Source organism: Kitasatospora sp. GAS204B, assembly GCF_029892155.1.
Classification (GTDB): Bacteria; Actinomycetota; Actinomycetes; order Streptomycetales; family Streptomycetaceae; genus Kitasatospora.
In genome coordinates, this window is record NZ_JARZAG010000031.1 from 21,827 (window position 1) to 35,816 (window position 13,990).

The window sequence follows — 13,990 nt, forward strand, 5'->3', positions numbered from 1 at the left end:
CTTGAGCGGTGCGCTGGGCGGTGCGCCGGGCGGTGCGCTGAGCGGCTCGAAAACACGAGGTGGGCTCACCGCCGCCGGTGGTCGTTCGGCGCCAGCCGGGGGCCGTAGCGTGGTGGGCGCAGGCCGGTGAGGGCGATCAGGCGGCAGACCCGGTGGCGGTGCGGGGCGTAGGGGGCGAGCAGGGCGAGGAGTTCGGCGTCGTCGGAGCGGGGGCGTCCGGCCAGCGCCCAGCCGACGATGTTCGGCAGGTGGAAGTCGCCGACCGAGACCGCGTCCGGGTCGCCGTTGCTGCGTTGCAGGGTCTCGGCGGCCGTCCACTCGCCGATGCCGGGAACGGTGGTGAGCCGGGCGAAGGCCTCGGCGTGTGCCAGGCCCGTCGCCTGCTCCAGCCGGGGGGCGAGCCGCACCGCGCGCTGGATGGTGGCCGCGCGCTTGGGGTCGACGCCGGCGCGGTGCCACTCCCAGGACGGGATCAGCGACCACTCGCGAGCCGACGGCGCCACCCGCATGCCCTCGGCCGGGCCGGGCGCCGGGGTGCCGAAGTCGCGCAGCAGCAGGCGCCAGGCGCGGTAGGCCTCGTCGGAGGTGACCTTCTGCTCCAGGATCGCCGGGATCAGCGACTCCAGGACCAGCCCGGTGCGGCACAGCCGCAGCCCCGGGTGGGCGCGTTGGGCCTCGCGGGTCGGGCCCGGCGGCAGCGGCGGCAGCTCCGCGGGGTTGTCGGCCTCGCCGAGCAGCACGGGCAGCCGGTCGAGCAGCCAGCCCGCGCCCGGCCCCCAGGCCCGGGCCTCGACCTCGCCGTAGCGGCCAGTGACGCACAGGGTGCCAGGGCCGGCCGGGGTGCGGGACGCCCGCCAGAACGCACCGTCCCCGGTGACCCGGCAGGCCGGGTCACCGGGGCCGCGACGCAGCGGAGCCAGGGTGCGGTGCAGGTCGAGCGGGTGGCCGGGCAGCCAGCGCCGTTCGAGCGGAACGTCGTTCACCCGTCCAGTCTGGCCCGTGCCACTGACAGGCTCAGCGGCTCTGGAGGTGGGCGGCCCAGTTGCGGATGTCCGACAGCCGGGAGAACAGGTCGTCGCCGGGGCAGTCGGTGTTGAAGGCGTCCCGGTGGCCGGAGATGGCCGCGAAGGTGTGCGCGGTGCCCTCCGGGTAGCGGCTGCCGCTGCTGGCGGACGTGAGGGTGGCGCTGCCGCGCGCGTCCCGCCCGGTGAGGCCCAGCTTCCAGGCGGCGATCTTGGCGATCCCGTCGACCTGGGCCTGCGGCGGCGCGGCCGACTGGTAGGTGCCGAGCGCCGCGACGCCCGTCGAGTCGGTGTTGAAGCCCAGCGTGTGGGCTCCCAGCACCGGGCGGGACACCCCGCCGGCCCGGCCCTCGAAGATCGTCCCGCAGCGGTCGACCAGGAAGTTGTAGCCGATGTCGCGCCAGCCGTTGGAGACCACGTGGTACTGGTAGATCGACCGGATCACCTTGGGGCTGTCCGAGCAGCTGTAGTCGTTGCCGGTGTCGGTGTGGTGGACGAAGACCACCTTGACGTCCCCGGTGTAGACGAACCCGGGGTCGCGCAGGCTCTCGTCGGCTCCCCAGCCGCCGCGGGTCACGATGCCGGGCCGCGGTGCCTGGTGGGCGACGGCGGGCAGCACCCGGGAGTTCGCGGCGGCGTCCGCCGGTGGCTCGGCCGACGGTGCGTCAGGCGCCGCGGCCGCCGGCGCGTCTCCCGGGTCGACCAGTTCCACCCGCAGCCCGGCCGGCAACTGCCGGTCGCCGGTCACCCGGACCTCGACGCCGTCGCTCGGCCCGACCCAGAGCGGCGCGGTGGCGCCGCGCGCCCGCGGGCCGCGAAGTTCGGCGGCGTCCTGGTCGGGGCGGTCCTCGGAGTCGGACGAGAGCGCGCGCCAGTCGCTCCAGGGCTGTGAGCGGCCGCCGCGGGCCACCGGGTGGGTGCGGACTTCGACGCTGCCGTCGAGGGTGGCCGTCGGGTCGTCCCAGCTGACCCCGAGCAGCGAGTAGCCGGTGGTGCCGCGCGCGCCGATCCCCCGGGACACCACACCGCCGGCGCGGCCGGCGGGGAGTGGGGCGAGCGGGAGCGTCACGGTTCTGGCCGGGGAGGAGGCCGGCGTCGCCGGCGCCTCGGTGGCCGCCGCCGGGACGAGCAGCGCGACGGAGCAGCCGAGGCCGAGCAGGTACGCAAGAGAGATCCGCATAAAAGGGATAATGCGGGCATACGCCGGTGCCCGCCACCCGCCCCGGCAAACCGATCTGACGGTCGTTCGACAGACTGTTCGGACCATCGGCACGGCAACCGCCACCGGCGCCCCGACGCCACGCCCCCGACCCCGGACCCCCTCCCCCGCGACCACCGTCAGGCCGTAGGCTGGGCGCACCATGACTGCGCCTTTCGCTGCCGACGCCCGTACCCCCGCCGAGCTGCTGCGAGCCGCCCTCGGTGAGGACTCCGCCCGTCCCCTGGTCACCTTCTACGACGACCGCTCGGGAGAGCGGGTCGAGCTCTCCGTGAAGACCTTCGACAACTGGGTCGCCAAGACCGCCAACCTGCTCCAGGACGAGCTGAACGCGGGCCCCGAGGACCGCGCCGCGCTGCTGCTGCCCGCGCACTGGCAGACCGCGGTCTGGCTGCTGGCCTGCTGGTCGGTGGGCGTCACGGCGGTGCCCGGCGGCGATCCGGCCGAGGCCGCGCTGGTGGTCAGCGGGCCGGACGGGCTGGAAGCCGCGCAGGCCTGTTCCGGCGAACGGGTGGCGCTGGCGCTGCGCCCGCTGGGCGGGCGGTTCCCGCAGCGGCCCGAAGGATTCCTCGACTACGCGGCCGAGGTGCCGGGTCAGGGCGACCGGTTCGCGCCGTACTCGCCGGTGGACCCGCAGGCGCCCGCGCTGGAGACCGCGGTGGACGGGCTGCCGCTCAAGCTGACGGGTGAACAGACCGTGGCGCTGGCCCGCGAGGGCGCCGCCCGGCTCGGCCTGGAGCGCGGCGCGCGGGTGCTCAGCACGCAGTCCTTCGACAGCTGGGCCGGCCTGGAGGCCGGGCTGCTCGCCCCGCTCGCGGCCGGCGCCTCGGTGGTGCTCTGCCGGAACTCGGCGGAGCTGACCGAGAAGCAGTGGGCGGCCCGGATCGAGGCCGAACGAGTGAGCCTGCGGCTGCCCTGAGCGCTACCGCCCTGCGCCGGGCCGCAACCGTGCGCTGAGCGGTCGTCAGGAGACGAGCGCCAGCAGCCCGTTGGCCTCCGCGTAGGCCTCGCCGGTGCGCGGGCAGCGCCAGCGGTCCACGCCGAGCCGGCGCAGCGGCTCCCCGGCCCGTCCGACCCACGCGGTCCTGCGGGCCGGGACTCCGGCCACCAGTGCGAAGTCCGGCACGTCCCGGTGCACCACGGCGCCGGCCGCCACCAGCGCCCAGCGCCCGACCGTGACCCCGGCCACCAGGACCGCGCGGGCGCCGATCGAGCAGCCCTGACGCAGCGTCACGCCCCGGGCCAGCCAGTCGTCCACACCCTTGAGCCGGCCGTCGACCGCCACCGAGCGCGGGTAGAGGTCGTTGGTCAGCACCGCGGCCGGGCCGATGAACACCCCGTCCTCGACCACGGCCGGCTCGTAGACCAGGGCGTGGTTCTGCACCTTGACCCGGTCGCCGAGCCGCACCCCGGGGCCGAGGTAGACGCCGCGCCCGATCACGCACTCGGCGCCGACCACGACGTCCTCGCGGATCTGGGCGAGGTGCCACACCGTGCTGCCCGCCCCGATCCGCGCCCGCGGATCGACGTCCGCGCTGGCTTCGATACGCACCGCCTCGGTCATACCACTGACGGTAGCGGCAATACCCCTCAGCCGGTACGGGACGGAACCGGCTCGGTGCGCGGTGCCGTGCTGGCGATCACCTTGGCCGCCAGCCTGCGCGGCGAGGTGAGGAAGCCGAAGCCCCAGCTGAAGTGCATGGTCGCCAGCGCCACCGGCAGCTGCAGCCGGGCCTTGCCGGACAGGCCCCGGCCTTCGAGCAGCGAGCCGCCGAGGATCCCGAGGGCGTAGCCGGCCGGCACCACGTAGAAGGCCGGGTGCACCGCGGCCCCCAGCACCAGGCCGAGCAGCACCGCGACCAGCGCGCTCGGCGGGGCCAGGTAGCGCAGGTTGACCGAGCCGCGGTGGTAGCGGGTGACCACCCGGCGCCAGCGGCCGTAGTCCTTGTACTGCTTGGCGAGCGCGCGCACGCTGGGCCGCGGCCGGTAGGTGACCTTGAGCTGCGGGGTGAACCAGATCAGGCCGTCGTCCTGGCGGATCCGGTAGTTCAGCTCCCAGTCCTGGGCGCGGATGAACTCCTCGTTGTAGCCGCCGAGGCGTTCCAGCACCTCGCGGCGGAAGACGCCGAGGTAGACGGTCTCGGCCGGGCCGGCCAGGCCGCCGGTGTGGAACGCGGCGTTGCCCACGCCGATCTTGGCGGTCATCGCGGCGGCGACGGCCTTCTCCCACTCCGTCTCGCCCTCGGCGTGCATGATGCCGCCGACGTTGGCCGCGTCCATCTCGCCGAGCAGCCGCACGGCGGTGGTGATGTAGCCGGGGGTGAGCAGGCCGTGGCCGTCCACCCGGACCACGATCGGGTGGGAGGAGGCGCGGATCGCGGCGTTCAGCCCGGCCGGGGTGCGCCCGCTGGGGTTCGGCACGGTCCGCACCCGGGGGTCCGCGGCGGCCAGCTCGGCCGCGATCGCGTCGGTCCGGTCGGTGGAGGGACCGAGTGCGATCACCACCTCCATGGCCCCGGCGTAGTCCTGCTCCAGGATGCGCCGGACGGCGGTGCGAAGGTGTCGTTCCTCGTTGAGCACCGGCATGATCACGGAGACCGCCGGCAGCTCCTCAGCAGCCATGTCGTTCATCGCGCCCCACGGTACCGGAAACGGGTGAACAGCCAGAGCCGGGCGCTCCTCCCCCGCGGGAGCGCCCGGCCTGGTGGCTGACGGATGGTCAGCTGGGAGAACGCTGGGAGCCGGCCGAACTCCGACCGGCTCCCAGCCGCTGGTTCAGCCGCTCGCGATGGCCGCCAGCACGTTCATCCGAGCGGCCCGGAAGGCCGGCAGCAGGGCGGCCAGCAGGCCGACCACCGCCGAGAGCAGCAGCACCACCACGATGGTGCCCACCGGGACCGACAGCACGTTCAGACCGGAGTTGCGCAGCACCCGCTGGGTGGTGATGCCCCAGCTCAGGCCCAGGCCGGTGCCGAGGATCGCGCCGAAGAGGGCGATCACCACCGACTCCAGGCGGATCATCCGGCGCAGCTGACGGCGGGACAGGCCGATCGCCCGCAGCAGGCCGATCTCCCTCGTCCGCTCGACCACCGAGAGGGCCAGCGTGTTGACCACGCCGAGCACCGCGACCATGATCGCCAGTCCGAGCAGCCCGTAGACCAGGTAGAGCAGGGTGTCCACGCTCTTCTGGACGAGCTTCTTGTAGCCGGCCTGGTCCTGCACCGAGACCTGCGGGTAGGCGTTCAGCGAGTCCTGGAGGGCGGTCAGGGTCTTCTCGACGTCCGCCCCGGCCGCCGCCTTGCCGAAGACGACCACGTCGGTCGGCTGCTGGTCGGCCGGCACCGCCTGGTCGACGGTGTCGATGGTGGCGAAGAAGTGCCGGTCGAAGATCTGGTTGCCGGTGCTGGTGACCAGGGCGATCGGCAGGCTCTGGGTGCGGCCCTTGCCGTAGTCGATGCCGATCCGGTCGCCGACCTTGAGGCTGTTGTCCTTGGCGAAGTTGGCATCGACCGTGATCCCGCCGGCGGCCAGGCCGTTCACGCTGCCGGAGCTGACCGGCAGCGAGAAGTCCTGGGCGAAGGTGGGCGAGACGGCCGAGACCAGCTGGTCCACGCTCTTGCCGCCGGGCAGCGTGAAGGTGGCGGGCAGTTCCCGCTGCTCGGTGACATGGGCCAGGCCCGCGGTGCCCTTGGCGGCGGCGATCATCGGGGCGGTCAGCCCGCCGTGGTTGACGGTGATGATGTAGTCCGCGCCCACCGACTTGTCGATCTGCGCGCTGGTGGAGCTGACCATCGAGTTGGTCACCACCGAGGCACCGGTGACCAGGGCCAGGCCGATCATCAGCGCGGCCGCGGTGGCGCCGGTGCGCCGGGGGTTGCGCAGCGCGTTGCGCTGGGCCAGCCGTCCGGCCGGGCCGAACAGGGCGGGCAGCACGGCGCCGAGGAGCCGGATCACCACACCCGCCAGCAGCGGGCCGAGGATCACGAAGCCGATCAGCGTCAGCACCAGGCCCAGGCCCAGGTCGGAGCCGCCGGCGGCGAGCTGCTTGGCGGTGGCCCCCGCCGCGAGCAGCGCACCGCCGCCGAGGGTGACCAGCAGGCCGAGCGCCATCCGGATCTTGTTGGAGGCGCCTTCGCTGGGCGTGCCGTGGTCGCTCAGCGCGGCCATCGGGGAGACCTTGCCGGCCCGGCGGGCCGGGATCCAGGCGGCCAGCACGGTGATCACGATGCCGACCAGGTAGGAGGCGATCGGGACGCTCGCGCTGATGTCCAGGGAGGTGGACAGGTTCATCCCGGCCAGCTTCATCAGCTGGATCAGCAGCAGTGCGATGCCCAGGCCCGCGGCCATGCCCAGGGTGGAGCCGATCACGCCGAGCAGCAGCGCCTCGATCAGCACCGAGCGGTTGACCTGCTTGCGGCTGCCGCCGAGCGCCCGCAACAGGCCGATCTCACGGGTGCGCTGGGCGACCAGCATGGAGAAGGTGTTGATGATCAGGAAGGCGCCGACCAGCAGCGAGATGCCGGCGAAGCCGAGCATCACGTACTTCATGAAGTCGAGGAAGGAGCCGATGCCCTTCTGGTTGTCGGCCTTCTGCTCGGCGGCCGTCTTCGCCTGGTAGTCGCTGCCGACCACCGCGCCGACCTCGGCCTTGAGCTGGTCGTCGGTCTTGCTGCCGTCGCCGTAGAGGTCGATCGAGGTGTAGCCGCCGGTGCTGCCGAGCAGGTCCTGCTGGGCGGTCGGCACGTCGGTGAAGGCCAGCGCCGCACCGGGGTTGGTGCCGGTGAAGGTCGCGATGCCGGAGATGGTGAAGTCGAAGGTGCCCTGGTCTCCGATGATCCGGATCGGGTCGCCCAGGTGCAGGTTCGCGTGCTTGGCGGTGTCCGCGTCGATCATCATCTGGCGCGGCCCGGACGGGGCGCTGCCGGAGGTGACCGTCATCGCGGGGTGCGGCCCGGGGACCCAGGCGCCGACGATGGTCGGAGCGCCGCCGGTGGGGCCGACCGCCTTGTTGGTCTTCGGGTTGACCAGGGTGGCGCTCTGCACCGAGACGCTGCCCTCGGCGCTCTTCACCCCGGGCTGGGCGGTGAGCTGCGCCAGGGTGGTGGCCGGGACGGTGAGCGTCTTGCCGCCGGTGTCGGCGGCGTTGCCGCCCTTGGGGGGCGCCGGGCTGACCTGGACGTCGGAGGCGGTGCTGGCGAAGAGCTTGTCGAAGGTGCTGGTCGCGGTGTCGGAGAAGACCAGGGTCCCGGAGACGAAGGCCACCGAGAGCACGATCGCGATCAGCGACAGGACCATCCGGCCCTTGTGGGCGAGGAGACTGCGGAGTGAGGTCTTGAGCAGCATGGTGTCGTGGCCCCGGCTCAGCTGGTGCGCTTGCCGTCGAAACGGCGCATGCGCTCGAGGACGGAGTCGGCGGTCGGACCGTGCATCTCGTCGACGATCACCCCGTCGGCCAGGAACAGCACCCGGTCCGCGTAGCTCGCCGCCACCGGGTCGTGGGTGACCATCACGATGGTCTGCGCCAGCTCGTCCACCGAGCGGCGCAGGAAGGTCAGCACCTCGGCGCCGGAACGCGAGTCCAGGTTGCCGGTCGGCTCGTCACCGAAGATGATCTCCGGACGCGCCGCCAGGGCCCGGGCCACCGCGACCCGCTGCTGCTGGCCGCCGGAGAGCTGGGTCGGACGGTGCTTCAGCCGGTCGGCCAGCCCCACCGTCTCCACCACCTGCTGGAGCCAGGCCGGATCGGCCTTGCGCCCGGCTATGTCCATCGGCAGCGTGATGTTCTCCAACGCGTTCAGCGTCGGCAGCAGGTTGAAGGCCTGGAAGATGAACCCGATCTTGTCACGCCGCAGCCGGGTCAGCTGCTTGTCCCGCAGGCCGGTGATCTCGGTGTCACCGATCCAGATCCGACCCTCCGAGACCGTGTCGAGACCTGCCAGACAGTGCATCAGGGTCGACTTGCCCGACCCCGAGGGACCCATGATCGCGGTGAACCGACCACGTTGGATGTCGACGTCGACGGCGTCCAACGCCGTCACCCTGGTCTCGCCCGAACCGTACGCCTTGGTCACCTGCCGCGCCGCGGCGGCGCTGGCGGACGGCCCGCCAGGGTTCTCGGAAGCCTGCACGGCTGTGGATGCCGTCGTCACGTCTGCTACTCCTAGGTCGGTGTCCCCCGAAGCCTGGCCCCCTTGACAGTCAGGGCCGAGCCGATACGTCAAACCTAGAGGGTGCGGTCCGACCGCTCGTCATCCGGCGGGAGGACCCGGGATGACGAGAGATGTACGGGTCGGCAGCGGTGCCCCCTAGGGGACGCGGGGCACGGCCCTCAGGGGCGCACGGCCGGGCGCGGTGGCGGCCGTGCCCCGAAACCGTCGCGCCTGTGCACCAGCTCTGCTACAGGCACCCGGCTCATGGGTGCCCGACCGGACGGATCGGGCATCCTCGGGGACATGAACACGTGGCAACAAGGTGGTCCGAGCGGTGGTGGCGGCGGGTACGGCGGTCAGGGCGGTCAGGGCGGTGCGCCCGGCGGTGCCGAGCCGCCGTTGCCGCCCTCGCTCGACCCGCACGGCGCCGGGGCCCGACCGAGCGGTCGCCGGCGGTGGCGGCGCGGCCGGGTCGTCAAGTACACGGTGCTCGGCGTGGTCGGCGCGCTGCTGGCCACCGGCGTGGGCACCTACTTCTGGGCCGACTCCAAGCTGCACCACCAGGACGTGCTGGCCGACTACGGCAACCGCCCGCCGGCGGGCCAGGGGACGAACTGGCTGATCGTCGGCTCGGACAGCCGCGACGGCCTGTCGGACGCCCAGAAGCAGAACCTGCACACCGGTTCGGACGTGGGCAAGCGCAGCGACTCGATGATGATCCTGCACATCGGCGCCCACGGGAACACGCTGATGAGCATCCCGCGCGACTCCTGGGTGCCGATCCCGGCGCACCTGGACACCTCGGGCAGCGGGAAGACCATCAAGGCCACCACCTCGAAGATCAACTCCGCCTTCGACAACGGCGGCGGCCCGCTGCTGGTGCAGACCGTCGAGCAGAACACCGGCATCCACATCGACCACTACGCCGAGGTCGGCTTCGCCGGGTTCGTCGGCATCGTGGACGCGGTGGGCGGGGTGAACATGTGCATAGCCCAGGACATCCAGGACAAGGACTCCGGGCTGAACCTGAAGGCCGGCTGCCAGACCCTGAACGGCACCCAGTCGCTGGCCTTCGTCCGCCAGCGGCACCAGATGGCCGACCAGGACCTGGGCCGGATGCGCAACCAGCAGAAGTTCCTCTCCGCGCTGGCCCACCAGGCGGCCTCGCCGACCACGCTGCTCGACCCGTTCACCGTCTACCCGCTGATCGGCTCCGGGCTGGACACCCTGATCGTCGACAAGAACACCGGACTGACCGACCTGGCCACGCTCTTCGAGGCGATGAAGACGGTCAGCAGCGGTGGCGGCAAGAGCATCACCATCCCGATCGGGAACGCCGACTACCACACCAGCACCGGCGAGTCGGCGGTCAAGTGGAACCAGAGCGAGGCCACCCAGGTCTTCGACGCGATCAAGAACGACACCGCGGTTCCCACCTTCTGAGTCTCCTGACCCTGCTGACCTGCCGAGCAGAACAGTTCTGAGCACAGCCGACGAAGCCCTCCGGCCCCGGACTGACGGGGCGGGAGGGCTTCCGGTCTGCCGGCGCGCGCTACGAGGTGAAGACGACACCCTCGTTGCTCGGCTGGAGCGTGCCGACGGTGAACCCCGCGGCGGAGACGGCCAGTTGCGGCAGCGGCTTGCCGTCCGTGCCGAGCACGCTGGCGGTCAGCTGGGTGGTCTCGTCCGGCGGGGTGATGGTCACCCCGGCGAGCACGTGGCAGCTGGGGTCGGCCTTGTCGCAGGAGTTCCACTTGAGGCCGGAGAAGGCGGTGGTGCCGGGCGCGAGCTTGGCGGCGACCGACTGGCCCGGGTAGGCGACCCGGTTGGTGCCCAGCGTCACCGGGCTGTTGTCGGCCAGCAGACCGCCGTAGCCGAGGTAGCCGTACACGGTGCAGGTGCGCGAACCCTTGTTGGTCAGCATCACCATCGCCTTGCCGGGGAAGTCCGGCTGCAGCTGGATGTCGGCCGTCAACTCGTTGGTGTGGCAACGCTCCGAGACGGCGGTCGGCTTGGCGCTGCCGGCCGGAGCGGCGGGCTTGGCGCTGCCGACCGGAGCGGCCGGCTTGGCCGTGGACTTGCCGCCGGCGGCCGCCGAGGGCGCCTGCGATGCGGCGGGCGCGACCGTGGCGGGCGGGTTGGCGTTGCTGGTCGACGGAACGTCGTCGTTGCACGCGACCGCGCCCAGCGCCAGCGCGACCGTGGTGGCCGCGATCGCCGCCGCCTTGCTGACCTTCATGACTGCTCCCCTGCGGGTGTGGTGTCGTCTTCTCCCCTCACGACGCTCTTGTCCGACACCCAGTTCGCTCTCATCCGTCCCAGCCCCGTAACACGCGTAACAGACGCCGACCCCCGCGCCCTGGACGGGACGCGGGGGTCGGCGGACGTGCGTGACGGCCGGTCAGGCGCTCGGCAGGTTACGGGCCATGACGATCCGCTGCACCTGGTTGGTGCCCTCGTAGATCTGGGTGATCTTGGCGTCGCGCATCATCCGCTCCACCGGGTAGTCACGGGTGTAGCCGTAGCCGCCGAGCAGCTGGACGGCGTCGGTGGTGACCTCCATCGCGACGTCCGAGGCGAAGCACTTGGCGGCCGCGCCGAAGAAGGTCAGGTCGGCATCGACGCGCTGCGACTTGGCGGCGGCGGCGTAGGTGAGCTGGCGGGCCGCCTCCAGCTTCATCGCCATGTCGGCGAGCATGAACTGGACGCCCTGGAAGTCGCCGATCGGCTTGCCGAACTGCTTGCGCTCCTTGACGTAGCCGGCGGCGTAGTCCAGCGCACCCTGGGCGATGCCCAACGCCTGGGCGGCGATGGTGATCCGGGTGTGGTCCAGGGTCTTCATCGCGGTGGCGAAGCCGGTGCCCTCCTCGCCGATCATGCGGTCGGCCGGGATCCGGACGTTGTCCAGGTAGACCTCGCGGGTCGGCGAGCCCTTGATGCCGAGCTTCTTCTCCGGTGCGCCGAAGGAGACGCCCTCGTCGCCCTTCTCCACCACGAAGGCGGAGATGCCCTTGGAGCGCTTCTCGGGGTCGGTGACCGCCATCACGGTGTAGAACTCAGAGACGCCGGCGTTGGTGATCCACCGCTTGACGCCGTTGAGCACCCAGAAGTCACCGTCGCGCACCGCGCGGGTCTTCATGCCGGCCGCGTCCGAACCGGCGTCCGGCTCGGAGAGGCAGTACGAGAACATGCCCTCACCGCGGGCCAGCGCGCCCAGGTACTTCTGCTTCAGCTCCTCGGAGCCGGACAGCTGCACCGGCAGCGAGCCGAGCTTGTTGACGGCCGGGATCAACGAGGAGGAGGCGCAGACCCGGGCGACCTCCTCGATCACCAGGACGGTGGCCAGCGCGTCGGCGCCGGCGCCGCCGTACTCCTCGGGCACGTGCACCGCGTGCAGCTCGTTGGCCTCCAGCGCGTCCCGGGCCTCCTGCGGGAAGCGGCCGTGCTCGTCCACGTCCGCCGCGAACGGGGCGATCTTGGCCTCGGCGAGCGCGCGGACCGTCTCGCGGAGCATCTCGTGCTCCTCCGAGATCCGGAAGAGGTCGAAATCGGCGTTGCCAGCCATGGTCTGCTGCCCCTCTGCGAAACGACGTTAATTACCGTTAAGTAGATGCTCATTCTAGGCCCGGGGGGCCCGATGACCAGACGTGACGTCGGTGACATGCCGACGGGCGGATACCATCGGGTCGCTGCACCTCAGTCCTTGTCCGATCCTGCTCTGCATGCCGGTCATACCCCGGCAGCCCGCGAAGGGGAAGCCCCGTGGCCCTGCGAATCTCGGTGATCGGTACCGGCTATCTCGGCGCCACCCACGCCGCCGCCCTCGCCGAACTGGGCTTCGAAGTACTGGGGCTGGACATCGACCCGGACAAGCTGGCCGCGCTGTCGGCCGGCCAGGTGCCGATGTACGAGCCCGGCCTGTCCGAGCTGCTGGTCAAGCACGTCGTCGGCCATCCGGACTCGACCGAGCGGCTGCGCTTCACCTCCTCCCCGCAGGAGGTCGCCGAGTTCGCCGACATCCACTTCATCTGCGTGAACACCCCGCAGAAGAAGGGCGAGTTCGCCGCCGACATGTCCTACGTCGACCTCGCGGTGGACCAGCTCGCCCCGCACCTGACCCGACCGGTCCTGGTGGTCGGCAAGTCCACCGTCCCGGTGGGCAGCGCGCACCGGCTGGCCGAGCGGCTGGCCGCGCTGGCCCCGGCCGGCGACGGCGTCGAGCTGGCCTGGAACCCGGAGTTCCTGCGCGAGGGCCACGCGGTCGGCGACACCCTGCACCCCGACCGGATCGTGATCGGCGTGCGCGAGGGCGGCCGGGCCGAGGCGCTGCTGCGCCAGGTGTACGCGATCCCGCTGGCCGACGGCGTACCGATGGTGGTCACCGACTACGCGACCGCCGAGCTGGTGAAGGCCGCCGCCAACTCCTTCCTGGCCACCAAGATCTCCTTCATCAACGCGATGGCCGAGGTCTGCGAGAGCGCCGGCGCCGACGTGACGCTGCTGGCCAAGGCCCTCTCCTACGACGAGCGGATCGGCGGCCGCTTCCTCAACGCCGGCCTCGGCTTCGGCGGCGGCTGCCTGCCCAAGGACATCCGCGCGTTCATGGCCCGGGCCGGGGAACTGGGCGCCGACCAGGCACTGACCTTCCTGCGCGAGGTCGACTCGATCAACATGCGCCGCCGCTCCCGGATGGTGGAGCTGGCCCGCGAGCAGTGCGGCGGCGGCTTCCTGGACCGCCGGGTCGCCGTGCTCGGCGCCTCCTTCAAGCCCGATTCGGACGACATCCGCGACTCGCCGGCGCTCAACGTGGCGGCGCAGATCCAGCTGCAGGGCGCGCAGGTCACCGTCTACGACCCCAAGGCGATGGACAACGCCCGCAAGATGTTCCCCTCCCTCTCCTACGCCGACTCCGCCATCGAGGCGGTCACCGGCGCCCATGTGGTGCTGCACCTGACGGAGTGGCAGGAGTTCCGCACGCTGGACCCGGTGGCACTGGGCGAACTGGTCGCCGAACGGCGCCTGCTGGACGGCCGCAACGTGCTGGACGCCGAGCACTGGCGGGCGGCGGGCTGGACCTACCGGGCGATGGGCCGGCCGAGCTGAGGCCTCGGAATGCCGGGTCCGGCAGTGCTGTTGGACCGCGTATGACCGACTTCCGTGACCGCGACTTCCGTGACAGCGACTTCGGCGACCGGGACTTCCGCGACCGGGCGACCGTCCGCGAGATCCTCACCGCCACCGGCGACACCTGGGCCGTGGTGGGCCTGTCCAACAACACCCGGCGCGCCGCCTACGGGGTGGCCCAGGTGCTGCAGCGTTACGGGAAGCGGATCGTGCCGGTGCATCCCAAGGCCGAGACGGTGCTCGGCGAGCCCGGGTATCCGACGCTGGCGGACGTCCCGTTCGAGGTCGACGTGGTCGACGTCTTCGTGAACAGCTCGCTGGCCGGCGAGGTGGCCGACCAGGCGGTGGCCAAGGGAGCAGAGGCCGTCTGGTTCCAGCTCGACGTGATCGACGAGGACGCGTACCGGCGGACCACGGCCGCCGGGCTGCGGATGGTGATGGACCGCTGCCCGGCGATCGAGATCCCGCTGCTGTGA

General features: G+C 72.0%; 12 protein-coding genes. 4 read left to right on the plus strand and 8 right to left on the minus strand.

Annotation, left to right across the window (positions count from 1 at the left end; all coding sequences use genetic code 11):
• Positions 1–65 precede the first annotated feature (65 nt).
• Positions 66–983: a DNA-3-methyladenine glycosylase 2 family protein gene (locus tag P3T41_RS31200; RefSeq protein ID WP_280693940.1), complete on the minus strand. Its 918-nt coding sequence runs from the start codon at positions 981–983 to the stop codon at positions 66–68.
• Positions 984–1,014: 31 nt separating this feature from the next.
• Positions 1,015–2,202, minus strand: a complete 1,188-nt coding sequence (locus P3T41_RS31205; protein ID WP_280693941.1) for a peptidoglycan recognition protein — start codon at positions 2,200–2,202, stop codon at positions 1,015–1,017.
• A gap of 181 nt (positions 2,203–2,383) precedes the next feature.
• Here P3T41_RS31205 and P3T41_RS31210 point away from each other — a divergent pair, with 181 nt between their 5' ends.
• The gene (locus tag P3T41_RS31210) at positions 2,384–3,160 is read left to right on the plus strand and encodes a TIGR03089 family protein (protein WP_280693942.1); all 777 of its coding nucleotides are present in this window, start codon (positions 2,384–2,386) and stop codon (positions 3,158–3,160) included.
• A 45-nt stretch (positions 3,161–3,205) separates the two neighbouring features.
• On the opposite strand, the gene P3T41_RS31215 is transcribed toward P3T41_RS31210, so the two are convergent.
• The 4 genes from P3T41_RS31215 to P3T41_RS31230 all read right to left on the minus strand — a co-directional run bounded on the left by P3T41_RS31215 (position 3,206) and on the right by P3T41_RS31230 (position 8,390).
• Positions 3,206–3,805, minus strand: coding sequence for an acyltransferase (locus tag P3T41_RS31215; RefSeq protein ID WP_280693943.1), 600 nt, complete (start codon positions 3,803–3,805; stop codon positions 3,206–3,208).
• 26 nt (positions 3,806–3,831) lie between these two features.
• Positions 3,832–4,863, minus strand: coding sequence for a glycosyltransferase family 2 protein (locus tag P3T41_RS31220; RefSeq protein ID WP_280693994.1), 1,032 nt, complete (start codon positions 4,861–4,863; stop codon positions 3,832–3,834).
• A gap of 153 nt (positions 4,864–5,016) precedes the next feature.
• Positions 5,017–7,584: an FtsX-like permease family protein gene (locus tag P3T41_RS31225; RefSeq protein ID WP_280693944.1), complete on the minus strand. Its 2,568-nt coding sequence runs from the start codon at positions 7,582–7,584 to the stop codon at positions 5,017–5,019.
• Positions 7,585–7,601: 17 nt separating this feature from the next.
• Complete coding sequence (locus P3T41_RS31230; RefSeq protein ID WP_280693945.1) at positions 7,602–8,390, minus strand: ABC transporter ATP-binding protein; 789 nt, start codon at positions 8,388–8,390, stop codon at positions 7,602–7,604.
• Positions 8,391–8,693: 303 nt separating this feature from the next.
• Here P3T41_RS31230 and P3T41_RS31235 point away from each other — a divergent pair, with 303 nt between their 5' ends.
• The gene (locus tag P3T41_RS31235; RefSeq protein ID WP_280693946.1) at positions 8,694–9,833 is read left to right on the plus strand and encodes an LCP family protein; all 1,140 of its coding nucleotides are present in this window, start codon (positions 8,694–8,696) and stop codon (positions 9,831–9,833) included.
• A gap of 109 nt (positions 9,834–9,942) precedes the next feature.
• Here P3T41_RS31235 and P3T41_RS31240 read toward each other — a convergent pair whose 3' ends face one another.
• Positions 9,943–10,629, minus strand: a complete 687-nt coding sequence (locus P3T41_RS31240) for a DUF4232 domain-containing protein (protein WP_280693947.1) — start codon at positions 10,627–10,629, stop codon at positions 9,943–9,945.
• A 162-nt stretch (positions 10,630–10,791) separates the two neighbouring features.
• A complete protein-coding gene (locus P3T41_RS31245) occupies positions 10,792–11,955 on the minus strand; it encodes an acyl-CoA dehydrogenase (protein WP_280693948.1) in 1,164 nt (387 codons plus the stop codon).
• A gap of 197 nt (positions 11,956–12,152) precedes the next feature.
• Between P3T41_RS31245 and P3T41_RS31250 the strand changes: the two genes are divergently transcribed.
• Both P3T41_RS31250 and P3T41_RS31255 read left to right on the plus strand, forming a co-directional pair.
• Positions 12,153–13,493: a UDP-glucose/GDP-mannose dehydrogenase family protein gene (locus P3T41_RS31250; RefSeq protein ID WP_280693949.1), complete on the plus strand. Its 1,341-nt coding sequence runs from the start codon at positions 12,153–12,155 to the stop codon at positions 13,491–13,493.
• Positions 13,494–13,534: 41 nt separating this feature from the next.
• Positions 13,535–13,990, plus strand: a complete 456-nt coding sequence (locus tag P3T41_RS31255; protein ID WP_280693950.1) for a CoA-binding protein — start codon at positions 13,535–13,537, stop codon at positions 13,988–13,990.